19 protein-coding genes and 1 pseudogene are annotated in these 21,852 nt (G+C 70.2%); 7 read left to right on the top strand and 13 right to left on the bottom strand.

The genetic code is table 11. The features are described 5' to 3' along the window. The first annotated feature begins 52 nt into the window (after nucleotides 1-52). Together AC1DSZ_RS06365 and AC1DSZ_RS06360 are read left to right on the top strand one after the other, a co-directional pair. Nucleotides 53-412, top strand: coding sequence for an ArsR/SmtB family transcription factor (locus AC1DSZ_RS06365; RefSeq protein WP_476837540.1), 360 nt, complete (start codon nucleotides 53-55; stop codon nucleotides 410-412). Then, a complete protein-coding gene (locus AC1DSZ_RS06360) occupies nucleotides 399-956 on the top strand; it encodes an SRPBCC family protein (protein WP_476837539.1) in 558 nt (185 codons plus the stop codon). Before AC1DSZ_RS06365 ends, AC1DSZ_RS06360 begins: the two co-directional genes overlap by 14 nt. Nucleotides 957-977: 21 nt before the next feature. On the opposite strand, the gene AC1DSZ_RS06355 is transcribed toward AC1DSZ_RS06360, so the two are convergent. The 6 genes from AC1DSZ_RS06355 to AC1DSZ_RS06330 form a co-directional block, all read right to left on the bottom strand. Then, nucleotides 978-1,643 (bottom strand): flavin reductase family protein, encoded by a 666-nt coding sequence (locus AC1DSZ_RS06355; RefSeq protein WP_476837538.1) that lies wholly within the window; start codon nucleotides 1,641-1,643, stop codon nucleotides 978-980. Between the two features lie 3 nt (nucleotides 1,644-1,646). Beyond that, nucleotides 1,647-3,104: an amidohydrolase family protein gene (locus AC1DSZ_RS06350; RefSeq protein ID WP_476837537.1), complete on the bottom strand. Its 1,458-nt coding sequence runs from the start codon at nucleotides 3,102-3,104 to the stop codon at nucleotides 1,647-1,649. A 1-nt stretch (nucleotide 3,105) separates the two neighbouring features. Further along, the gene (locus AC1DSZ_RS06345; RefSeq protein ID WP_476837536.1) at nucleotides 3,106-4,833 is read right to left on the bottom strand and encodes a dipeptide ABC transporter ATP-binding protein; all 1,728 of its coding nucleotides are present in this window, start codon (nucleotides 4,831-4,833) and stop codon (nucleotides 3,106-3,108) included. Next, nucleotides 4,833-5,705, bottom strand: a complete 873-nt coding sequence (locus AC1DSZ_RS06340; protein ID WP_476837801.1) for an ABC transporter permease — start codon at nucleotides 5,703-5,705, stop codon at nucleotides 4,833-4,835. The genes AC1DSZ_RS06345 and AC1DSZ_RS06340 overlap by 1 nt, the downstream gene beginning before the upstream one ends. 71 nt (nucleotides 5,706-5,776) lie before the next feature. Beyond that, a complete protein-coding gene (locus tag AC1DSZ_RS06335) occupies nucleotides 5,777-6,748 on the bottom strand; it encodes an ABC transporter permease (protein ID WP_476837535.1) in 972 nt (323 codons plus the stop codon). Between the two features lie 60 nt (nucleotides 6,749-6,808). Then, nucleotides 6,809-8,374, bottom strand: coding sequence for an ABC transporter substrate-binding protein (locus AC1DSZ_RS06330; protein WP_476837534.1), 1,566 nt, complete (start codon nucleotides 8,372-8,374; stop codon nucleotides 6,809-6,811). Nucleotides 8,375-8,623: 249 nt separating this feature from the next. Here AC1DSZ_RS06330 and AC1DSZ_RS06325 point away from each other — a divergent pair, with 249 nt between their 5' ends. Next, complete coding sequence (locus AC1DSZ_RS06325; protein ID WP_476837533.1) at nucleotides 8,624-10,045, top strand: amidohydrolase family protein; 1,422 nt, start codon at nucleotides 8,624-8,626, stop codon at nucleotides 10,043-10,045. Next, nucleotides 10,042-11,235: an amidohydrolase family protein gene (locus AC1DSZ_RS06320; protein WP_476837532.1), complete on the top strand. Its 1,194-nt coding sequence runs from the start codon at nucleotides 10,042-10,044 to the stop codon at nucleotides 11,233-11,235. Before AC1DSZ_RS06325 ends, AC1DSZ_RS06320 begins: the two co-directional genes overlap by 4 nt. A 17-nt stretch (nucleotides 11,236-11,252) precedes the next feature. Here AC1DSZ_RS06320 and AC1DSZ_RS06315 read toward each other — a convergent pair whose 3' ends face one another. Continuing rightward, nucleotides 11,253-11,984, bottom strand: a complete 732-nt coding sequence (locus AC1DSZ_RS06315; protein WP_476837531.1) for a GntR family transcriptional regulator — start codon at nucleotides 11,982-11,984, stop codon at nucleotides 11,253-11,255. A gap of 280 nt (nucleotides 11,985-12,264) precedes the next feature. On the opposite strand from AC1DSZ_RS06315, the gene AC1DSZ_RS06310 reads away from it, so the two are divergent. Further along, nucleotides 12,265-12,987 (top strand): SDR family oxidoreductase, encoded by a 723-nt coding sequence (locus AC1DSZ_RS06310; protein WP_188516388.1) that lies wholly within the window; start codon nucleotides 12,265-12,267, stop codon nucleotides 12,985-12,987. A gap of 7 nt (nucleotides 12,988-12,994) precedes the next feature. On the opposite strand, the pseudogene AC1DSZ_RS06305 reads toward AC1DSZ_RS06310, so the two are convergent. From AC1DSZ_RS06305 to AC1DSZ_RS06280, 6 genes and pseudogenes are all read right to left on the bottom strand, one after another. Continuing rightward, nucleotides 12,995-14,116, bottom strand: a pseudogene (locus tag AC1DSZ_RS06305) (glycosyltransferase family 4 protein); the annotation flags it as partial. Then, complete coding sequence (locus AC1DSZ_RS06300) at nucleotides 14,113-15,222, bottom strand: zinc-dependent alcohol dehydrogenase (RefSeq protein ID WP_476837530.1); 1,110 nt, start codon at nucleotides 15,220-15,222, stop codon at nucleotides 14,113-14,115. The gene AC1DSZ_RS06300 and the pseudogene AC1DSZ_RS06305, both read right to left, overlap by 4 nt. Next, entirely contained in the window at nucleotides 15,222-16,214 is a 993-nt protein-coding gene (locus AC1DSZ_RS06295; protein ID WP_476837529.1) for a Gfo/Idh/MocA family protein, read from the bottom strand. Before AC1DSZ_RS06295 ends, AC1DSZ_RS06300 begins: the two co-directional genes overlap by 1 nt. 2 nt (nucleotides 16,215-16,216) lie before the next feature. Further along, nucleotides 16,217-17,443: a glycosyltransferase family 4 protein gene (locus AC1DSZ_RS06290; protein ID WP_476837528.1), complete on the bottom strand. Its 1,227-nt coding sequence runs from the start codon at nucleotides 17,441-17,443 to the stop codon at nucleotides 16,217-16,219. Nucleotides 17,444-17,500: 57 nt separating this feature from the next. Then, nucleotides 17,501-18,871, bottom strand: coding sequence for a flagellar biosynthesis protein FlgA (locus AC1DSZ_RS06285; protein ID WP_476837527.1), 1,371 nt, complete (start codon nucleotides 18,869-18,871; stop codon nucleotides 17,501-17,503). A 19-nt stretch (nucleotides 18,872-18,890) separates the two neighbouring features. After that, nucleotides 18,891-19,580, bottom strand: coding sequence for a GntR family transcriptional regulator (locus tag AC1DSZ_RS06280; protein ID WP_476837526.1), 690 nt, complete (start codon nucleotides 19,578-19,580; stop codon nucleotides 18,891-18,893). Nucleotides 19,581-19,763: 183 nt separating this feature from the next. Between AC1DSZ_RS06280 and AC1DSZ_RS06275 the strand changes: the two genes are divergently transcribed. Together AC1DSZ_RS06275 and AC1DSZ_RS06270 are read left to right on the top strand one after the other, a co-directional pair. Further along, nucleotides 19,764-20,750 (top strand): 4-hydroxythreonine-4-phosphate dehydrogenase PdxA, encoded by a 987-nt coding sequence (locus AC1DSZ_RS06275; RefSeq protein ID WP_476837800.1) that lies wholly within the window; start codon nucleotides 19,764-19,766, stop codon nucleotides 20,748-20,750. 102 nt (nucleotides 20,751-20,852) lie between these two features. Beyond that, nucleotides 20,853-21,848, top strand: a complete 996-nt coding sequence (locus AC1DSZ_RS06270) for a Bug family tripartite tricarboxylate transporter substrate binding protein (RefSeq protein ID WP_476837525.1) — start codon at nucleotides 20,853-20,855, stop codon at nucleotides 21,846-21,848. Nucleotides 21,849-21,852 lie beyond the last annotated feature (4 nt).

Below are 21,852 nucleotides of genomic sequence, written 5' to 3'. Positions count from 1 at the left end.
ATATTAAACCGAACGGTTGACATTCGCTCCGGCCTCGACCACATTCAACCACATGGTTGAACAAAACGCCCCAGCGCTCGACGCCGTCTTTCATGCACTGAGCGACACGACCCGTCGGGCCATGTTGCGCCGGCTCACCGCCGGCGAGGCGACGGTCGGCGATCTGGCCGAGCCTTTCCCGATGTCGCTTGCGGCGGCGTCCAAGCATATTCGCGTGCTGGAAGACGCCGGCCTGATCCGTCGCACCGTGCAGGGGCGCAGCCATATCTGCCGTCTGGAGGCCGCCCCCATGCATGCGGGGCAGGAATGGATCAGCCATTTCCAGCGCTTCTGGAGCGAACGCCTGGACGCCCTCGAGGCGATCCTCAACGCCGAAGACCAGCACAAGGGAGATCACGATGGGAAGGCATGAAACGCCCGCCGACGCCTATGCGCAGCCGATCGCCGCCGATGCGATCCGGATCGAGCGCCTCCTGCCTGGCCCCCGCGAGCGGGTCTGGCGCTACATCACCGAGCCGGATCTGCGCCGCCGCTGGCTGGCGGGTGGACCACTCGATCTCGCGCAGGGTGGCGCTGTGGAGCTTGCGTTCCACAACAACGCCCTGACCGAAAACGACGAGCCGCCTCCGGCCGAATACGCGACGCATGGCGGGCCTTCGACGTTGACCGGCAAGGTGCTGGCCTGCGAGCCGCCCGCATTGCTCGCCTTCACGTGGGGCGCCGAGCCTGACTCCTCGCACGTCCGTTTCGATCTCGCCGAGGAAGGCGACAAGGTGCGCCTAACCGTCACGCATAGCCGCGTCGTGAAGCCCGGCATGGCGACCAGCGTTTCGGCCGGCTGGCACACCCATCTCGACCTGCTCGTCGCCGCGTTGGAAGACCGCAAGCCCGAAGGATTCTGGCGCAGCTTCGCGCGGATCCGGCCCTTCTACGCGGCGCGCGCCGCGCAAAGCTGACCGTCGGACGCCGGCTGCCGCCTAGAGCGCAGCCGGCGCCTTCTGCCTCAACCGCGTCTGGCGTTCCGCCCAGTCCTCCGCGCTCATGGTGGGCAGGTCGAAGCCGTCGCGGGTTGTCGCATAGCCATGGCCGCCCATGCGCCCGATGGCGTCCAGCGCCAGCGGGTCCACATGCAGCCGCTGGTTCACGACGTCGCTGCGCAGATGCGCGTACAGCACTTCGCCGAGGATGATCTCGCGCGAATTGCCGATCGACAGGGTGATGTGGTGCCGGCACTCGAAAGAGGCCGGGGACTCGGCGATGGACGGGCAGGCGACCTTGACGCCCGGCCGGGCCGTGAGCCCGGCGAGCGCCAGTTCGTCCTGGCCGGGCTCGAACGGCACGGCCGTGACGTTCATGGCGTCCAGCAGCGCGCCCGACACGATGTTGACCGTGAAGCACTGGGTGTCGCGGATGTTGCGTCCCGTATCCTTCTGGCGCGCGTCGGGGCGATACTCGACCCCAAGCGCCAGGATGGCCGGATCCGCTGAAAGGCAGTTGAAGAAGCTGAACGGCGCAGCGTTGACGGTGCCGTCGCGGTCCACCGTCGTCACCCAGGCGATGGGCCGGGGCACCACGGCGCCGATCAGCAGCTTGTAGCGATCACGGCCCGAAAGCGCCGCGAAGTCGAACTCGGTCGTCGGCATGGGTCAGTGCTCGCGGATTTGGTCGGGATCGCGCACGGCGCGCCAGAAGTGCTTCGGCGTGTCCAGGAGATCGCGCAGGCCCAGCCGCTCCACCAGCCGCTCGGTTTCGGCCTGGGCGGCGTCCAGGATGGCGTCCTCGTCCACCAGCGTGGCCGCGCGGTCGCGCAGCACGATTTTGCCGTTCACCAGCACGGTGTGGACGTCGTTGCCGTTGGCGAAATAGGTCAGCCGGAACTCGGGCATGTTGGCCGGGTAGAGATGCGGCCGCCGCAGGTCCACCAGGATCACGTCGGCCTTCTTGCCGACTTCCAGCGAGCCGATTTCATCCTCCACGCCGAGCGCCCGCGCGGCGTCGATGGTGCACATTTCCAGCACCTTGCCCGGCGGCAGCCAGCTCGGATCGCGGAAATGCGTGCGGTGATAGTGCATGCATTGCTGCATGTGCCGGAACATGTCGGCCGACCGATCCGGCGCGGTGGCGTCCGAGCCGAGGCAGACCAGCACGCCGGCCTCCATCAGCTCCGGCGCCGGGCAGCGCCCGAGGATGGAAGCAATGGCGCTCGGATTGTGGGCGATGCGCGCGTCAGTCTCCACGCAGGCGCGGAAGTCCTCCTCGGTCAGGTCGGTCGAATGCGAGAGCAGCGACTCCGGCCCGAGCACGCCCATCTCGTGCGCCATCGCGATGCTGCCGCGCCCATGGCCATCCTGCGTGAACACCAGCCCGCGCGCCTTGGCGAGCGCGTGGACTTCCTGCGTCTGGCGCACCGCCTCGCGATAGTCGTCCGGCGCCATCGCGTCCCGATGCTCGGTCCGCAGCGTCGGCGTCAGCAGGGCGATGCGGGTGCGGCCCTCATTGGCGCCGTGCTGGCGCTCGATCAGGTCCGTGCAGGTCGCCATCTGGCGCTCATACGAGACCGGGAAATCGTCGCGCCGTTCGCCATCCCAGCGCGCATAGGTGCGCGGGTGCGGCGGTCGCGTCGGGCCGATCGCCACCACCGAGCGCCCGCCCACCGCCGCCGCGCCGGCGCAATGCGCCTCGCCATAGGAAGGATCATCGGTGCGCATCACCGAGTCGCCGCCGCCGAGCAGGGAAACGCCGGTCGTGACGCCGAAGCGCACGCGCTCCAGGGCGGCGAGCTGCGCCTCCGCGTGCCAGAAGCCCTCCGTCGACCCAACCGTGTAGGCGCCCTCGCAGGCCTTGTACCAAAGGTCCGAGCGGCCGCCGCCCATGGTCTTGATCAAGCCGTGGCCCGCATGCGCGTGCCCGTCGATGAGGCCGGGCAGGATCGCCTTGCCGCGCGCGTCGATCACCGTGTCGGCCTGGTGCGTCGCCATCACGTCGGCGGTCGGGCCGACCGCCACGATCCGATCGCCCGTGATCGCCACCGCGCCGTCATGGATGATCCGGCGCTCGGCGTCGATCGGGATCAGCACCCCGCCGGTGATGAGAATGTCGGCCATGTCAGGCTCCAAGCGCGGGCGCAGGCGCGCGGGCGATGCTGTCGAGGGAGGGAGCGAGCGACAGGAGCTCGCGCGTGTACGCGTGCTCGGGCGCGCGAAACAACGTCTCAGCCTCCGCCAGCTCGACGATCCGGCCGGCCTGCATCACGGCGATGCGGTCGCACATCTGGCGAACCACCGCGAGGTCGTGGCTGATGAACAGCATCGAAAGCCCGGTAAGGTCGCGCAGGTCCTTCAGCAGGTTCAGGATCTGGGCCTGCACGGACACGTCGAGCGAGGAGGTGGGCTCGTCGCACACCATGAAGCGAGGTCGCGGCCCCAGCGCCCGCGCGATCGCGATGCGCTGGCGCTGTCCGCCCGAGAACGCGTGCGGAAAGCGCTCGCCGGCGCTCCTGTCCAGCCCCACGGCCTCCAGCAGCACGGCGGCGTCCTCGGCAGCCTCGGCGCGGGTGGAGGCGAGCTTGTAGAACGCGATCGGCTCGGACAGCGCGGTGCTCACCCGCAGCCGCGGGTTCAGCGCCGAATAGGGGTCCTGGAACACCATCTGCAGCGCCCGGCCATGCTTGCCGCGCGCGCCGATCTCGCGGCCGGACAGCCGGATGGCGCCCTCCTTGGGCGTCGCCAGCCCCGCGATGGCGTTGGCCACCGTGGTCTTGCCGCAGCCGGATTCGCCGACCAGGCCAAAGATCTCGCCGGGCTGCACGGTGAACGACACGCCGTCCACGGCCCGGAACGCCTTCGCGGTCCGGCCCGGCAGCCAGGAGCGGCCGCCATACTCGACCACGAGGTTCTCGACCTCCAGCGCGCCGCCCGCCGCCTGCGTGTCGGCCGTCATCTGCTCGCGCACGATCTCGCGCGCCGCATCGGCGGCCGGCGTCGCCTCGGACGGCGCCTGCAGACGGTTCATGCGGACATCGATGCGCGGCACGGCGCCGATCAGCGAGCGTGCGTAAGGGTGGCGCGGGGCGCCGAGCACCTGCGCGACGGGCCCGCTTTCCACCACGCGGCCCTTCAGCATGATCGTCACCGTGTCGGCGACCTGCGCGACCACGCCCATGTTGTGCGTGACCAGCAGGATGCCGACGCCGCGCTCGTCCGCGAGCGCGCGGATCAGCTTCAGGATCTGCGCCTGCACGGACACGTCCAGCGCCGTGGTGGGCTCGTCGGCGACGATCAGCTGCGGATCGCACGACAACGCCGCCGCGATCACGACGCGCTGGCGCTGCCCGCCGGAAAGCTGGTGCGGATAGCATTTCAGCCGCCGCTCCGGCTCCGGGATCCCGACCGCCCGCATCAGCTCCAGAGCCCGCGCCTGCGCGGCGGCGCGGCTGAGCTTGAGATGATGGCGCATGGTCTCGCAGAGCTGGCTCTCGATCGTGAACAGCGGGTTCAGGCTGGTCATCGGGTCCTGGAAGATGGCCCCCACGTCCAGCCCCGGCGTGATGCCCTCCGTCCGGCCCGTGCGGGTGTCGACCGCCTTGCCGCCGATGCTGATCGAGCCCGCCGTGATCCGTCCCGGCGCCTGCAGCAACCCCATCAGGGCGTTGCCGACCGTGGTCTTGCCCGCGCCGGACTCGCCTACCAGCGCGTGAATTTCGCCAGGCATGATGATCAGCGAAGTGTCGACCACGGCCGCCATCGGGGGCTCGCCCGGCTGGCCGTACTCCACCGTCAGGCCTCGGATGTCGAGGGCCGGAACGCCGGCCACGGGGCGGGGGCGGGGGCTCATCAGCGGGCCTGCCGTTTCGGGTTGAACCAGTCGCGCAGCCAGTCGCCGACAATGTTGACGCCCAGAACCAGCACCACCAGCAAGGCCGCCGGGAACGTCGCGATCCACCAGATGCCCGAGAACACGAACTCGTTGCCGATGCGGATCAGCGTGCCGAGCGACGGATAGGTCGGCGGCATGCCGACGCCCAGGAACGACAGCGTCGCCTCGGTCAGCACCGCCGCCGCCAGGTTGATGGTCGCGATCACGATCACGGGGCTGAGCACGTTGGGGAGGATGTGGCGCGCCATGATGCGGATCGACGGCAGCCCCATGACGCGCGCGGCGCGAACATAGTCCTTGGAGGATTCCACCATGGTGGCGGCCCGCACGGTGCGCGCGTACTGCACCCATTCGTGGATCGCGATGGCGCCGATCAGGATCACGGGCGCCCATTGCGCCGTGCCGGCTTCGGGAAACACCGCACGCGCCACGCCGCTGACCAGCAGTGCGAGCAGGATGGTCGGCAGGCTCAGGATCACGTCGCCGACGCGCATGATCAGCGCGTCCACCCAGCCGCCGAGGTAGCCGGCCAGCAGGCCGAGGATCACCCCCACGGTGGCGGCGACCAGCACGGCTCCGCCGCCGATCGCGATGGAGACGCGCGCGCCGTACAGCATTGCCGAGAACAGGTCGCGGCCCTGGTTGTCGGTGCCGAGCCAGAAGCGGCTGTCGCCCTCGGCCATGAAGGCCGGCGGCATTTCGGCGTTCAGGAGGTCGAACGAGCCGACGTCCAGCGGATTGTGCGGCGCGATCCAGGGCGCGAGCGCGGCCGCCAGCCCGATCACGAGCACCACCGCGGCTCCGCCGATCACCGAGGCGGGGATGCGCATCCGGCGGCGCTTGCGCGGTGCAGGGGCCGGCGCCTCGGCCAGAACCGGGGCGGCTTCGATGCTGGGAGCGCTCATGCCCGCCTCGTACGCAGGCGCGGATCGATGATCGTGTAGATCAGGTCCACCGCCATGTTGATGACCACGAACAGGAAGCCGACGAACAGCAGGTAGGCGGCCATCACGGGAACGTCCGCGAAGCTCACGGCCTGAATGAACAGCAGCCCCATGCCGGGCCACTGGAACACCGTCTCGGTCACGATCGCGAAGGCGATCAGCGAGCCGATCTGCAGCCCCGTCACGGTGACGACCGGCATCAGCGCGTTGCGCAGCGCGAGATGGAAATTGATGTAGCGCGCCGGCAAACCGCGCGCCCGGGCGAAGCGGATGTAATCCGACGACAGCACGTCGATCATCTCGGCCCGCACCAGCCGCATGATCAGCGTGAGCTGGTACAGCGCCAGGGTGATCGAGGGCAGCACCAGCGAGGCCCAGCCGGACTTCGTCAGGAAGCCCGTCGTCCAGCCGCCGACCCGCACAACGTCGCCGCGCCCGAAGGAGGGCAGCCAGCGCAGGATCACGGCGAACACGAGGATCAGCGCGATGCCGGTCACGAAGGTCGGCATCGAGATGCCGATCAGCGACACCGTCTGCACCAGCCGCGCCGCCTTGCCCTCCGGGTTCAGCGCGCACAGCACCCCGATGGGCACGCCGATCGAGAGCGACAGGATCGTGGCCACGATCACGAGCTCCAGCGTCGCGGGCAGGCGCTCGCCGAGCAGGTCGGCCACGGGTCGCTGGTTGCGAAAGCTGACGCCGAGATTGCCTGTCGCCACACGCCCGACGAACTCGCCGTACTGCAGCAGAACCGGCCGATCGAGGCCGAGCGTCTTGCGCAGCTCCGCCTTCTCGGCCGGGGAGGCGTCCTCCCGGCTCATCATCGCGACGGGGTCGCCGACATAGCGGAACATCACGAACGCGATGGCGGTGACGGCGAGCATCACCAGCAGCGCCTGGGCCAGTCTGGAAGCGAGGGCGGCGAGCATGGGGGAACTCCCTCCGGAACCTCCGGCCCCGCGGGCGGCGGGGCCGTGTAGCGCGTTCGCTCAGTTCACCTTGGCGAACCAGGGGCGGACGTATTCGTCGGCGAATTGCGGCATGTCGACATTGGTCTTCATCGCCCAGGCCAGCGGCTGCAGGTGCAGCGGAATGAACAGCGCCTGGTCGCGGGCGATCTTGAAGCTCTCGGCCAGCATGGCGCGGCGCTTGGGCTCGTCGAGCTCCACGGCGGCCTTCTTGGCGAGTTCGTCCATGGCCGGGATCGACATGCCGTTGGCGTTGGCGCCGCCGAAGCCGTCCTTGCGGGAGGCGAAGATGGCCGAGAGCACGCTGAATCCGTCCATGGGCGGCAGCGTGGCCCAGCCCAGCATCCAGATGTCGGTCTCGCCCCGGTCCTGCCGCGGGAAGTAGGTGGCCTTGCTCTCGGTCTTCAGGTCCACCTGCACGCCCACACGAGTCCACATGGACGCGATGGCGAGGCACAGCTGCTCGTCCGCGATGTAGCGGTCGTTCGGGCAGGCGAGGCCGGTCTTGAACCCGTTCGGATAGCCGGCGTCCGCCAGCAGCTTCTTGGCCGCCGTCGGGTCATAGCCGATCGGCTTGTCGGCCTCGGCCGAGTAGCCCGGCACCGGCGGGGCCACCATGGTGGCGATGTTGCGCGACTTGCCGCGCATGATGCGCTTCTGCAGCGTGTCCATGTCGAGCGATTGCCACAGGGCCTGCCGCACCTTCACGTCCAGCAGCGGGTTCTTGACGCCGGGCTGGCCCTGCAACTCGGGCTTCCAGTTGAAACCGAGGAAGATCAGGCGCAGCGACGGATCTTCCACCACCTTTACGCCGGCCGTGGACGACACGCGCGGAATGTCCTGCAGGGGGACGGCCGCGATCATGTCGATCTCGCCCGACAGCAGGGCGGCGACGCGGGTGGCGTCCGACTTGATGGGCCGGAACTCCAGCCGCTTGATGTTGTGCTCGGGCTTGTCCCACCAGCCCTCGTTGGCGCTCATCACCGTGCGGGCGTCGGGCTCGTAGCTTTCCAGCTTAAACGGGCCGGTGCCGTTGGCGTGCGTGGACGCAAAGGTGGTGACGCCCGTCGACGTGTTGCCGGGCTTTACGGAGTCATGCTGGATCATCCACGGCTTGCTCATCACGAAGATGCCGGTGAGATCGTTGAGCAGCAGCGGGTAGGGGCCGGTGAGGACGAAGTCGACCGTCTGGTCGTCCACCTTTTCGGCCGTCTTCACGGTCGCGAGGTTGCCCTTGTTGCGCGAGCCCGGATCGATGGTGCGCATCACCGTGGCGACCACGTCGTCGGCCGTGAAGGGCTGGCCATCGTGGAATTTTACGCCCTGGCGCAGCTTGAAACGCCAGCGATCCGGCGCGACGATCTCCCAGGAGGTCGCGAGGCTGGGCTCGATCTGCAACTGACGGTTGCGTCGGACCAGCGTGTCGTAGACCATCGACTGGATGTTCTGCGTGAAGCTGTCGAGCTGCGCATTGGGATCGAACGACACGGCGTCGCCGGGCGCGGCCCATTTCAGGGTCTGGGCGCCGGCCGGAGCCGCCGCCAACAGGGACAAGGCCGCTACGGCCGCCAGCACACTCCGCTTCATCGCCATCCCCTCGGTTTCGTTTCTTTGGATAGCATACAACCACAACTCGGGATCGCATACAATCCGGTTGCGCCAATTTACGCCAGATGGTGCTGAAAGCTGCGGCATACCGCACGCCGGTTAGGCGAACGCGGGCGAAAGACTGTGTAGGCCTCTCTTGTAACCAGGTGAGCTCGGAATCCCGTGCTTGATTTTGTATACGATCACGGTCGACACTGAGTGCTTCGGAGACGCGCGAGGAATGGCTGAATGGGATGGTTGGCGATTGAGAACGGGATCGTGATCCCGATGACGCCCGACCGCCAGACGATCGATGGCGGTCACGTCCTGATCGAGAACGACCGCATCGTCGCCGTTGGTCCGGGACCGGCGCCCGATCGTCCCGGCCTCGAGCGGCTGGACGCCGCCGGCGGGCTCGTCCTGCCCGGCTTCGTGGATACGCACGCCCATGCGGGCCACGCGCTCACCAAGAGCCTGCGTGCGTCCGCGTCCGACTGGATGGGGAACGCGGGCCGCGTCTACGCGGGGGCGACCGACCCCGACTTCTGGCGCGCCGAGGCCCGCTTGTCCGCCCTGGAGCGGCTCATGTGCGGCGTCACCACCGCTTGCTTGCTGATGGGCGGCGGCCCCGACGTGATGATGACGGCCTCGCCCGACGCCGCCGAAGCTCATCTCGACGGCGTCGCATCCGTCGGCGTCGCCGAAGTGCTCGCCGTGGGCCCGAACCGCCCGGACGGCCCGCGCCTCTATGGCGACTGGGCCGGCGGCGTGCGCCGTGAGAGCCGGACCGATCCCGGCCGCCAGCTTGAAGTGACCAACGCGCTCCTGCGGTCCGTCCCCGGCGGGGGCTTGCGGCAGCTTGCGGTGTCGTTGCCGGTGTTCACCGCCGCCGACCTCTCCTCCGACAGCGAGGACGGCGCAGCCGGGCTCTCCCGCGCGGCCCAGCGTGTTGCGCGGGAGCACGGCGTCCTCCTTGTCCAGGATGGCCACCGCGACGGCTCGCTTGCGGCCACCGACGCCCGCGTCGGACTCGGCGGGCCGGATGCGCTGTTCGCGCACTGCATCGACCTCACGCTTGACGACATTGCAGCGCTGCAGCGCTCTGGCGCCGCAGTGGCGCATAATCCGTCTGCGCTCATGTCCGTGTTTGGCCGCTGCCCCGCTCCCGAGCTGATGGCCGCTGGCGTACGCGTCGGGCTCGGCAGTGACGCCCCGGCGCCGGACCGCTCCTTCGACATGTTCCGCCACATGTTCCAGGCGCATCGCTATCACGCGCGACATTTCACGGATGACAGCGTGCTGCCGCCATGGACCCTGCTCGAAATGGCTACCATCGGGGGCGCCCGCGCGCTGCGGCTGGAGCGCGAGATCGGCTCGCTGGAGCCCGGCAAGCGCGCCGACCTCATGGTGGTGGACTGGCGCAAGCCGCATCTCTGGCCGCCAGCCGCCCCGGTGGAGCGCCTCGCGCGCTTCGCCACTGGCGCCGACGTCGACGCCGTGCTGGTCGCCGGCCGCGTCCTGATGCGCGGTCGCCGGGTGCTCAGCGTCGACCCCGACGCGGTGCTGGACGAAGCGGCGCGCGCCTATGCGGCCATGCTGCCGCGCGCAGGCCTTGGTCACCCCTACGAGGCGCTCGCCGCCGCAACCCGGCACGGAGGCGCACGCCTGTGACTTCCACTATTCTACGCAACGTCCGCCCGATGGGCGGCCCCGCCGCCGACATCCTGATCCGCGACGGCCGCTTCGCCGATGGCCCCGCGCCGGCCGACGCCGCAGTGGTGAACGGCGGCGGGTTGCTGATGCTGCCCGGCCTGGTCGAGGCGCACACGCATCTCGACAAGAACCTCATCGGCATGCCGTGGTACCGCAACGACATCGGCCCGCGCCGCATTGATCGCATCGAGGCCGACCGGCGCGAAAAGAGGCGGCTTGGCATCGACCCCCGCCGCCAGTCCGAGCGGCAGGCCCGCCAGACGCTTGCCCTCGGCGTGACCGCGATCCGCTCGCACGTGGATGTCGACACCGAGATAGGCGTCGCCAACATCGAGGGCGTGCTGGCGACCCGCGAGGCGCTGGCCGGGCTGGTCGACATCCAGATCGTCGCCTTCCCGCAGAGCGGCATGCTGATCCGCCCCGGTACGCTGGAACTGATGGAGGAGGCGCTCCGCCTCGGCGCCGACATCGTCGGCGGCATAGACCCCGCCTCCATCGACCGCGACCCGGTCGCGCATCTCGACGCCATCTTCGATTTGGCCGTGAAGCACGCCAAGCCGCTCGACATTCACCTGCACGAGCCCGGCGAGCTCGGCGCCTTCACGCTGGAGCTCATCATCGAGCGCACCCGGGCGCTCGGCTTGCATGGCCGCGTGCTGGTGAGCCACGCCTATTGCCTCGGCATGCTGGAGGCGGCCGCCGCCGACGCGCTGATCGCCCAGCTCGCGGAGCTGCGCATCGCCGTCATGACCGCCGGCCCGCCCGGCCGCCCCGCGCCCGCCGTGAAAAAGCTGCACGAGGCCGGCGTCGTGATCTGCGGCGGCTCGGACGGGCCGCGCGGAACCTGGGAGCCCTACGGCACGGGCGACATGCTGATGCGCGCCACCATGATCGGCCAGCGCAACGGCTTCGGGCGTGACGAGGACCTGGAACTAGCGCTCGAAACCTGCACGACCCTCGGCGCAAAGGCGATCGGCCTCGACGCCTATGGCCTCGGCGTCGGCTGCCGGGCGGACTGCGTGCTGGTCGACGTCGAAACCGTCGCCGAAGCCGTGGCGGCCCCGCCCGTGCGCAAGCTGGTGATGAGCCACGGCCGCGTGGTGGCGCGCGACGGGGTGTTCGTCGAACAGCTGTCGGGCGGCGGCTGACCCCGTTTGGGCCCCGCCTACAGCCCTTCCTCGCGCGCGTAGTTGGCCAGGATATCACGCGGGTCGGCGTCGTTGCGGGCCAAGAGAGCGCGGTCCGTGATGGCATGGAGGTGGCCGGCCATCAGGGTGGCGGCCTTGGCGGCGTCGCCGGCCAGCAGGGCGGCCAGCACGGCGCGGTGCTCCGAGACGCCGCATTCGGACGAGTGCGGCCGGCCATAGAGCGCCAGGATCAGCGAGCAGCGCGACACCACCTCGTTGACATAGCGCGCCAGCAGCACGTTGCCGGTCATCTCGGCCAGCATGGTGTGGAACTCGCCCGCCAGCCGGATCGACATGGCGGCGTCGCGCCCGCTGGCCTTTTCCTCGGCCGCCACATGCGCCTCGATGGTGTGGCGCTGCTCGGCCGTGAGCCGGCCCGCGAGCGCCTCCATGACGAGCTTTTCCAGCGCGCTCCGCACCGCGAAGATGTCGCGCCCGTCTTCCAGGCTCGGCTGCGCCACGCAGGCTCCGCGATTGGGGCGCAACTCCACCAGGCCTTCGCCGCTGAGCCGCAGCAGCGCTTCACGCACCAGCGTGCGGCTGACGCCGAGGCGCTCGCCGATGGAATCCTCCGGCAGCTTTGCGCCCGGCTGCAGCGCCTGCTCGATGATGGCGCGCTTCAACGCGCGATACACCGCCGCCGAGCGGGACACCGCCGTGTCCTGGACGGGCCGGGCGGCGGGCGATCGTGCTTTGGTGCTGGCGGCCATGCGTGCGGCGTCTCCTCGCCGCCGCTTATCCGACAGCTTCCCGGGCCCGTCTAGGCCATGCCGGCGCACGGAGCGCCGCCACCCATCCCGCGCCGAGAATTCACATGCTCAAATACCCGCATGATTCATGCCCGACCCGGTTCCGTCTGTGGCGCAGCTCACAGATTGCGCGCTGAAGCTCGAGCTTTGTGGTTATGCTGAATCCTTGCGGCGGACCGCGCCCCATGGAATGACCGCCGGGAAGCCGCTCCGCGCGGCAAAGCCGGTCGGGAGAACGAGCATGGACACGCAGGGCAACGGCAACGGCGGCAAGGTCGCGATCGTGACGGCGGGCGGCAGCGGCATGGGCGCGGCCGCGGCGCGCAAGCTCGCGGCCGACGGCTACAAGCTCGCGGTTCTGTCCTCATCCGGCAAGGGCGAGGCGCTCGCGGCCGAGCTCGGCGGCGTCGGCGTCACCGGGTCGAACCAATCCACGGACGATCTCAAGCGCCTGGTCGACCTCACCGTGGAGCGCTGGGGCCGCGTGGACGTGCTGGTCAACAGCGCCGGCCACGGCCCGCGCGCGCCCCTGCTGGAGATCAGCGACGACGACTGGCATCGCGGCATGGAGGTTTACTTCCTCAACGTCGTGCGGGCCGCCCGCCTGGTCACCCCCGTGATGGAGCGGCAGGGCGGCGGCGCCATCATCAACATCTCCACCGCCTGGGTGTTCGAGCCGAGCCCCATGTTCCCGACCTCCGCGGTGTTCCGCGCCGGGCTTGCCTCGTTCACCAAGCTCTTCGCCGACCAATACGCCCCCAAGAACATCCGCATGAACAACGTCCTGCCCGGCTGGATCGACAGCCTGCCGCAGGTCGAGGAACGGCGGCAGGGCGTGCCGATGGGCCGCTACGGCACCAGCGAGGAGATCGCCGCCACGGTGGCGTTCCTGGCGTCGCCCGGGGCCGCCTACATCACCGGCCAGAGCCTCAAGGTGGACGGCGGCTTGATGCGCTCGGTCTGAGCGTTCAACGCCGCTCGGCCGCGACTTCGCGCAGCAGCGCCTCCCAGCGCGGGATCAGCGCCGCGGTCGAGAATTCGGCCTCGACCTTGCGGCGCAGAGCCCTGCCGAGATCCCGCCGCAGGACGGGCTCCGCGATCAGCCGGCCGATCGCCTCTGCGGTCGCGGCCGGGTCCTCGTGCGGAACGAAAATTCCGCTCACGCCGTCCTCGATCTGCTCCAGCACGCCATTGTCCGGCGTCGCCACGACGGGCAAGCCGGCCACGCCCGCCTCCGCGATCACGTGCGGCATGCCCTCGCCGCGCGCCAGCCAGACGAAGATGTCGAGCCCGGTGAGCAGCCGGGGCACGTCCGGCCTGTCGCCCAGAAAACGGAGCCGTCCGTCCAGGCCGAGCGTCGCCGCTTCCGCTTTCAGCTCGCCGGCATATTCGGGCATGAAGGCGTCCGGCCCGCCGATCACCACGAAGCGTGCGCGGTCGTCGCGCGCGGCCACGATCGCGGCGGCGCGCACGAAGTCCTCGACCCGCTTCTTGCGGTCGAGCCGCCCCACCCAGCCGACCAAAACCGCGTCGTCGTCGCACCCCATCTCGGCCCGCGCGGCCTCCCGCGCGTCGGCTGGAGCTTCGTCGAAGTCGACCATGCTGGGGATCTCGAGCGCGTCGCGCTCGCGCCCGGGCATCTGCTGCGCGGCGGCGTCCCGGATGGTCGCGCACACGCCGACGTAGCGGGCCGTGAGGTCCTTGGGGCCGGCCAGCGCTTCCGACACCAGCCCGCCATGCTCGATCAGTGGCGGCGGGCGCTCCATCAGCCGCAGGGCCGGGTAGACGTCCTGCACGGCCTGGCAGGCCACCACCACGTCGTAGTCCGCCATCTTGCGCGCCAGATACGCGACGGTGTCGTCGAACGAGAGCGAATAGGGCGTCTCGTCCACATCGACGCCAAGCGCGCGCAACTGCGCGACGCTCTGGTCCGGCATGCCCTCGCGCCGGAAGCACGCGACGACGTCGAGCCGGAACTGGCGGGGGTCGAGCCCGCGGGCGAGGTGCCGGACCTCCGTCTCCTCGCCGCCCACCACGATCCACGCGAACACGAACAGGATTCGAAGCGGCGGCTCCCCGGCAGGCCCGCTCACGTGCGGCTCGCCCCGTAGTCGAACACCACCTGCAGGAAGTCGGGCCGGTCGCGCAGGAGCGTGTCCAGGAACGTCGGCGCGTCGCCGATCGGCACGACGTGCGACACGAGATGCCGGCGGATGGCGTCGCCCTCCTCGTCGAGAAGCGCCAGCGTCTCGGCGGCCAGCCTTGAGCGGCCCCACGCAAATCCACACCCGCGCGGCACGCGCCCGATCTGCGCGCAGCGGATCGCGAGCCCGTTGTGGTGGAATTCCTCGCCGAGCCGCAGCGCGTCTGCGCCGCCCTGGTAGAAGGCGAGGTCGATTACGGTTCCCTGTGGGCGGAGCGCCTTGAGGGCGATGTGCAGCGCCTGCGCGGAGGCCCGGCACTGGAACACGACGTCCGCCCCGCGCTCGGCCGGTCCGCTGCGCCAGCGGTCCTTGGCCTGCACCCAGGCGTCCGGTTCGTCCAGCGTCTCGAAGCCGAGCGCTTCCGCCCGCGCGCGCCGGGCCGGGGAGGGCTCGGCGATCAGCACCGCGGCGGCGCCGCAGCGGCGCGCGAGAAGCGCCGTGAGCATGCCGACCACGCCGGCGCCCATCACGAGAACGCGACGGCCCTCGACGCCGTCGCGCAAGCTGCGAACGTCCGGCCCAACCGCGTCGGCGGCCGCATGCAGGAGCCCGTTGGCGCAGATCGGGCCCATCTGGGCCACGAATACGCCGAGCAGCGGATCCAGCCCGGGCGGCATCACCGCGTAGAACTCCTCGAACGCATCGGCCGTGTGGCCTGATTTATGGCCATACGCCATCGCGACGAGATCGCCCTCCCGCGGCGTGGCGGCGCGGCTTTCGACCACGCGACCCACCTCCATGTAGCCGAGGAAGCGGACCGGGTAGGCGGCCGAGGGCTCGCCGTCCACGAAGACGCCGTAGTCCCCCTCCCAACGCGCTCCGAGATATGGATTGCTGCCCTTCAGGAAGGTGAGCTCGGTGCCAGCCGAGAGGCCGCTGAACAGGGTCTCGACGTGAAACCTCCCGTCCGGAACGCCATGTTCTTCATAGGTGAAGAAGCCGGCCTGGCCGGGCTGCTCGACGCCGAGCGAGCGGATTGTTCTCGTCGCCGTCATCAAGCAGCTCCCTTCGCGGGTGTGCCCTGCCGTGGAGTGACCGGGCGGCGTTCGCGGGCGGAGCGAGCCGCCGCGGTGGCGACGCGGTGCGTTTCCAGCGCCTCCGCGTAGGGCGTGCGGATGCGGTTGGGGCCGCCCGCGACGGCATCGAGGAAATCGCGATCCTCGCGCACGAAGGGGTCGCCCTGAGCGCCGCGAACCGGCCGGCCGGCGCCCACGTCCACCATCAACTCGAATTCGGTCAGCTCCAGCGCGAGGCCGTCTCCGAAGAGATGCAGACCGATGCGATGCGGCCAGCGCAACAGGCAGGTCGACGCGACCGATCCGACCGCCCCGGACGCGAACCGGAGCGCCGCCGTGGAGGCCTCGTCGACGTTGCAGTCCGGGTGGTCCGGGCGTGGCGTCCGTCCGCCCATGGCGACGACCTCCTCGACAGGGCCGACCAGAAGGCGCGCGAGATCGAAGATATGGGTGGTCTGCTCCACCATCTGCCCGCCCGATTGATCCTGGCGGGACCACCAGGCCGGAGGCGGCGTGGAATCCAGCCAATAGCCGCTCACCAGCCGCGCGGGGGTCTTCGCGAGCAGTTCCTGCGCGGCTTCCACGATGTCGAGGTAGCGCCAGTGATAGCCGACGCCGGTGACGAGGCCGGCCTCCGCGACCCGCGCGGCGATGTCCTCGGCCGTCGCCTCGTCGGCGGACAGCGGCTTTTCGACGAAGAACGGGATGCGCCGGTCGATCAGGTCCCGCTCCGGCGCGCCGTGCGCGAAGGGCGGCAGGCAGACATAGCAGGCGTCCAGCCGCTCGGCGTCCAGCATGGCGCGGTGGTCCGCATAGGCGCGTGCGCCGGTCCGGTTCGCCATCTCGGCGGCCCGCTCGGCGGCGGGATCCGCCAGGCCGACAATCTCGACGTCGTCGAAGCCCTGGAGGTTGGCGATGTGGCGGCCCGCAATGCCCCCGGCGCCGATGAATCCGATGCGTAGCTTCGCCATTCTTACTCCTGGGTGACGGCTTGAGTGGGTAGGGCCGAGGCGGGTGGCCGTTGGGCCGCGAGCGTGGCCCGGTAAAGGGCGAGGTGGTCCGCCGCCATTCGATCCGCGTCAAAACGCTCGGCCCAGTGTTCGCGAGCCGCGCGGGCGCGCGTCTCGGCGCCGCGTCGGTCGCCCAGCGCCGCCAGGGCGGCCCGCGCCAGCCCCGGCGGATCGTCCGGGGGCACGAGCAGCGCCGTCGCGCGGTCCACGGCGTCGCGGGTGCCTGGGACATCCGTGGCGACGATCGGAAGGCCGGCCGCCATCGCCTCCAGCACCACGAGCGGATGCCCTTCAAACAGCGACGGGGAAACGAGGAGGTCGGCCCCGGCCATCAGGTCCGGCACGTCGTCGCGGCGTCCGAGCAGCAGGATGGCGTCGGACAAGCCGCGTCGGTCGATCTCGCCCCGCAGGTCGTCCGCGAGCGGCCCCGCGCCGACCCAGAGAAAACGGGCGTCAGGTCGCTCGGACAGGATCGCGGGCGCGGCGGCGAGCAGGGCCGCATGGCCCTTCTGAGGGGTGAACCGGCCCACGGTGAGCAGCACGGGGCTTTCAGGATCGAGGTTTAGCCGCTGGCGCGTGTCGCTGCGCGATCGGCGCGGCCTGGGCGGGGCGACGCCGTTGGGGATGACGTGCAACAGCCGGGCAGGGACGCCGGCTTGACCGAAGCTCTCGTTCGAGCTTTGCGACACGCAGATGAGCCGGTCGATCTGCGGCAGCATCTCGGCGTGGCGGGCGCGTTGGACCGGGTCGGTGAGCAGGTAGGGCAGGTGCTCGCTGCGCAGCACCACCGGAACGCCCGCATCACGGGCCGCATAGGGCGCGGGCAGGCCTTCCCAGCCGATGCCCGCATGGCAGTGAAAAACCTCGACCTGCTCGGTCCGGAGAAAGCGGACGAGCTCCGGCATCGCCTGCGGCTCCTCCCACCATCGAAGAGCCAGGACGCGGCAGCCCATGGCGGCGGCGCGGCTCAGGATGGCGTCGCCGCCCGGCGTCTCGCGCGCCGCGACGCTGACACGGCAATGGCGCCCGAGCCGTTCCGCCAGCGCGAGCATGTGCTCGCCGACGCCGGACGGGTCGGCGCTGTCCGTGAGCAGGCACACGCGAAGCGGCCCGTCAGGGCGTCGGACGCCAGGCGAGAGCCCGCGAAGCCCTTCGGCCCGGTCACGCTGCGCGCGCACGGCTTGGTTCATGCGACCTCCCGTCCAGGGAGGTGAACGAGGAACCTGCGCCTAAGTTGCGCGGCCGCCTTACTGGGCCCGCAGCCGCTCCTCCAGCGCCCCGCGCAGCCGCCACATCGCGCCGCTGCGGTCGGTCTCGATGTCGCCATGCGTGATGGTGTGGCCGGCCGGAACCGCCCGGCGCAGCACCGCGCCGGGCAGCAGGTAGTAGGGCACGGGCGCGGCTTCGGCCGACGCCGCGGCGGGCTCGATCAGCGGGTCGACATCCGGCAGCACATGGCGGTAGCCGAGCGCAAAGCGATGGCCGGCCGGCAGCGCCACGCGGGCGCGGGCCACAACGTCGAACCGCTGGACCGGGTTTTCGCCGCCCGTGCCATGGCCGGTGCGCAGCGCCGACAGCAACGACAGGCCGACCTCAGCGCCCAGGAGGTGCACGGGATTATGCAGCATCAGGTGCCGTCCCGAGCGGCTGCCCGGTATGCCCTTGGAGGCCAGCAGCCGCCCGGTCGCCGGGTCCGGAGCCTCCACGACCACGAAGACGCCGCCCGCAAAACTGAGTTCGTCCGGCCGGCGCAGGCACGAGAACACGTCCACCACGCCGGAGCCGCCGAGAATGCCGCCGTCGTCCAGCGGGCAAAACACCTGCGGCAGCTCCACGGTGCGCACCACGGGGCCGTGCATCGCGGCCGTGTCGGGCCGCAGCCCGCAATGGTTGGCCACGATGGTCATCTCGGTATGGTCCGGCACGGTCGCGGTGGCGAGGCCGGGGATCATCCTCCCCGCCAGCGCGGCGGCGGGATCGGCGGGCGCGAACAGCGCCTCGTAGCCGGCCGGCGCGGCCTCCGCGCGCCCCCAGGACGTCACCGTCCCGGCGCGGGGGTCGAAGACATAGTCGGACTCGGTCGATTTGCCGGCCGCCACGACCGGGAAGCCTAGCGCCCGGGCGCGGGCGATGAGTTGGCAGAGCAGGCTCGGCTGGTCGCCCTCCACGAGCGTGTGCACCAGGCCGGCCGCCTTGGCCATGCGGGCGAGCTCGGGCCCGACCACGACCTCGGCCTCCTTGGTGGCCATCGCGACATGGTAGCCGAAGCCGATCGCCTGCTCGGCCACGGCGGCCGCCCCGAAGGGATCGCCTGTCGCCTCCACCACGGCTTCGAGCGGCAAGTCGGACAGGAGCGCGCTGTCCTCCAGCACGGCGATGCGGCCAGCTTGCAGGGCGGCCAGCGCCTCCCGGCGTGAGCCCGCGACCTGGAACGCGTCCGCCTCGTAGCCGCCGGCCTTCAGCGCCGCGGAGGCGCGCGGGACGTCGCGGTCGCACACCACCGTGAGGGCGAGATCCGGGATGCGGCGGGACTGCGCGATCAGGGTCGCGCCGAATTCTCCGGCGCCCACCAGCGCGAAGGGGCTGCGCGCGCCGACGGCGGCGTGTGTGTCAGGCATGTGAGGCTCCATCGGGGGATCAGAGCGCGTCCTTCACGCGCTCCCAGGTGCGTTCCATGTGGCGCGACAGGGCGGCGGCCAGCGCCTCGCCGTCACGCGCTTCCAGGGCGGTCATCATCGCCTCGTGGTCTTCCACCGCGCCGGCCCATTTGTCCGGTCCCTCGTTGCCGATGTAGCGGATGCGCTTGAGGCGGGCCTGCAGCACGCCATGGACGTCCGCCAGCGCGTCGTTGCGCGAGATCCGCAGCATGGCGGAATGGATGGCCTGGTTGAGCTTGAAGTAGGACAGCCGGTCGCGCCGCGCGTAGAGGTCGAGCATGCGGTCGTGCATCGCCCGGATCTCGAGGATGTCGGCGTCGGAGGCGTTCTCGCAGGCGAGCCGCCCGGCCAGGGCCTCCAGGGCGCCCAGCACCGTCAGGGCGTCGCGGACATCCTTGGGCGAGAACTTGCGAACGATGGCGCCGCGCCCGGGCGAGAGCTCGATCAGCCCTTCGCTGGCGAGGTATTTCAGGGCTTCCCGCAGCGGCGTGCGCGACACGCCGAGGTCGCGGCCGAGATTGCCCTCGTGCACCCGCGAGCCCGCCGGCAGAACGCCCTCGGTGATCATGTCCCGGATCCGCCCCACGATCGCGTCGTGGAGGTTGTGCCGCACAATCGGACGATGATCGTCCGGCGGCAGCCCCGCCTCGATCTCCAGCGCGTCCACCATGGCAACATCCCCCGTCGGATTGTTGAGCTCAGCTTAGCTCTCGCGGTTGAAATCCACAACTCGCTGTATGCTGCATACAGCATTCTTGATGCGAGCCCGAACGGGTGTTAGCGTGGTTGCAAGAACGGAGGAACGTCACCCTTGAGTGCACACGCCACACAGCGACCCGTGATCGCTTTCGCGATGGGCGACCCCGCCGGCGTCAGCCCCGAGCTGGCCGCCAAGCTCCTGGCGTTGGACGAGGTCCGCGCCGAAGCTGACCTCATCGTGTTCGGCGACCGGCGCATCCTCGACGAGGGCGCGCGGATCGCGGGCGTCGACCCCGCCATCGAGACGATCGCGGAAGCGGACCTCGACGGCGTCAAGCCGGGTCGCTCGGTGTTCGTCGACCTGAAATCCTTGGCGCTCGAGGACGTGACGCCCCAGACCGCGACGCTGGCGGGCGGGCAGTTCGCGACGCTGAACTTCCGCAAGGCGCTTCAGCTCGCCGCAGCCGGGCGCGCCGACGCGGTGTTCTTCACGCCGTTCAACAAGAAGGCCATGCGCCTCGCCTATGCGGGCTATGACGACGAGATCCGCTTCATCAACGACGTGCTCGGCCGCACCGGCCCGGCCAGCGAGTTCAACGTGTTGGGCGACCTCTGGAACGCCCGCGTCACGTCCCACATCCCGCTCTCGGGCGTCGCGGCCGCGATCACCGGCGAGGCGATCCAGCGGAGCCTCACGCTGACCGATCGCTCCATGCGCGACGCCGGTTTCGCGCGTCCACGCATCGCGGTGGCGGGCCTCAACCCGCATGCGGGCGACGGCGGCAATTTCGGGCGCGAAGAGATCGACGTGATCGAGCCGGCCGTGCAGGCCGCCGCGGCGCGGGGCATCGCCTGCGAGGGGCCGTTCCCCTCCGACACCGTGTTCCTGCGCGCCAAGGCTGGCGCCTTCGACGCGGTGCTGACCATGTACCACGACCAGGGCCAGATCGCGATGAAGCTCATGGGCTTCGACCGCGGCGTCACCACGCTGGGCGGCCTGCCGTTCCCGGTCTGCACGCCCGCGCACGGCACCGCCTATGACATCGCCGGCCAGGGGATCGCCAATATCGGCGCCTCCCGCGAGGCAATCCTGCTCGCCGCCCGCATGGGCCGCGAGGCGCGCGTCCGCGCCGCAGCCTGATCGGCGCGCCGGGCGCGAGCCCGGCCGCCACGACGCTGACCGCCGGAACCAACCGTCGGCCGTCCAAACCTCGAAGCGCACCCTTAAGGAGGAACATCGCCCATGAAACGCATCACCGCGCTGGCCCTGGCCTTCGCCGCATCCGTGGCGTCCGCGCCGATCGCCCAGGCCGCATGGCAGCCCAGCAAGCCCGTGGAATTCGTGGTCACGTCCGGCCCCGGCGGCGGCACCGACACCTTCGCGCGGGTCGTCCAATCGATCATCGCCAAGCACAAGCTGGTCGAGCAGCCCATCGTGGTCACCAACAAGGGCGGCGGCAGCGGTGCGGAAGGGTTCGTCTACGGCAAGGGCGCGGCCGGCGACCCCCACAAGGTGATCTTCGGCACCAACAACGAATACCTGCTGCCGCTCGTCGCCAAGCTGGCCTTCAAGCCGGACGACCTCACGCCCGTGGCCGCCATGGCGATGGACGAGTTCCTGATCTGGGTGAACGGCAACGCCGAGTTCAAGGACGCCAAGACCTACCTGGCCGCCGCCAAGGGCAAGCCCGAAGGCTTCAAGATGGGCGGCAGCCAGTCCAAGGACACGGACGAGACGCTGACCAAGCTGATCGAGGGCGCGACCGGGACCAAGTTCATCTACATCCCGTTCAAGGGCGGCGGCGAGGCGGCCGTTCAGCTCGCCGGCGCGCACATCGACAGCAACGTCAACAACCCCAACGAGAACATCGGCCAGTGGAAGGCCGGGCTCGTGAAGCCGCTCTGCGTGTTCAGCCCGCAGCGGCTGCCGGTCGGCCCCAAGGTGGCGGGCGACATGAGCTGGGGCGACATCCCGACCTGCAAGGAGCAGGGCGTAGGCATCGACCAGTTCCAGATGCCGCGCACGGTCTGGCTCGCCCCCAAGGCGCCCGACGACGCCGTGAGCTTCTACGCCGATGTCCTCGCCAAGGTGAAGGATACGCCGGAGTGGAAGGAATACATCGAGCGGACCTCGCAGACGAACCGCTTCCTGAGCGGCGCCGAGCTGAAGACCTTCATCGCCTCTGACGAGGAGAAGAACCGCAAGGTCTTCGAGAAGGAAGGCTGGGTGGTGAAGTAACCGC

The sequence above is a fragment of the Alsobacter sp. P4_H11 genome, assembly GCF_056400925.1.
Note: the sequence above shows the minus strand (reverse complement) of the source record. Positions and strands in the feature narration are given on the sequence as shown.